The organism is Alcanivorax sp. HI0044 (genome assembly GCF_001634945.1).
The window spans coordinates 1-1,053 of sequence record NZ_LWEZ01000579.1; the positions used below are offsets into that span (position 1 = coordinate 1).

At 56.6% G+C, this 1,053-nt stretch carries 2 protein-coding genes; both read right to left on the minus strand.

Annotated elements, in window-relative coordinates:
* The coding region (locus tag A3730_RS06970) for an aspartate-semialdehyde dehydrogenase (protein ID WP_156501018.1) at positions 1–443 on the minus strand (443 nt) is incomplete at its 3' end.
* 78 nt (positions 444–521) lie between these two features.
* On the minus strand, positions 522–1,053 hold a 532-nt coding region (locus tag A3730_RS06975), incomplete at its 5' end, for an isocitrate/isopropylmalate family dehydrogenase (RefSeq protein ID WP_255364207.1).

The window sequence follows — 1,053 nt, forward strand, 5'->3', positions numbered from 1 at the left end:
AACAATCCGCCCAGAGCCATCAACATCAGGCTCACGGTACAGTTGCCACCCACAAAGTCTTTGGTGCCACTGTCCAGAGCAGAATCCACCACGGAACGGTTCACCGGATCCAGCACAATGACGCTGTTGTCCTGCATACGCAGCGTGGATGCTGCATCAATCCAGTAGCCATCCCAGCCCGCTTCGCGCAGCTTGGGGTAAACCTCGCTGGTGTAATCGCCACCCTGACAGGTCACGATCACGTCCAGCGCTTTCAGTTCATCAATATTCTTGGCATCGCCCAGGGCCGGAATATCCTTGCCCACGTCCGGGCCAGCCTGTCCAACCTGGGAGGTCGAGAAAAAGACCGGTTCGATATCTGCAAAATCATTTTCGGCAGTCATGCGCTCCATCAGTACGGAACCCACCATGCCACGCCAGCCGACAAAACCGACTTTCTTCATTAGAAACTGTCTCCTGAAAGGGTTGCCCTTTCTATCAGTGAATCAATGCGCGTGTTGCGCCTGTGCGTCATGCCTCTGTCATGCTTGTGACAAAGCATCCGCAACGGCGCTGCCCATTTCTTCGGTGCCCACTTTGCGAGTGCCCTCAGTGNAGATATCCGCAGTACGAAGCCCCTGATCAAGAACACGCTCTACAGCGGCTTCAATGGCATCAGCCACATCACCACGCTCCAGGCTGTAACGCATCAGCATGGCCAGCGACATAATGGTCGCCAGCGGGTTGGCGATGCCCTGGCCGGCAATGTCCGGTGCCGAGCCGTGGCAGGGTTCGTACAAGCCCTTGCGGTTTTCATCCAGTGACGCGGAGGGCAACATCCCGATGGAGCCGGTGAGCATGGCGGCTTCATCGGAGAGAATGTCACCAAACAAATTGCCGGTGACAATCACATCAAACTGTTTCGGCGCACGCACCAGTTGCATGGCCGCGTTGTCCACATACATGTGTGACAACTCGATCTCCGGGTAGGCCTTTGCCTCCTCGGTGACCACTTCTTTCCAGAGTTCGGTGACTTCCAGCACGTTGGCCTTGTCCACCGACAGCACGCGCTTG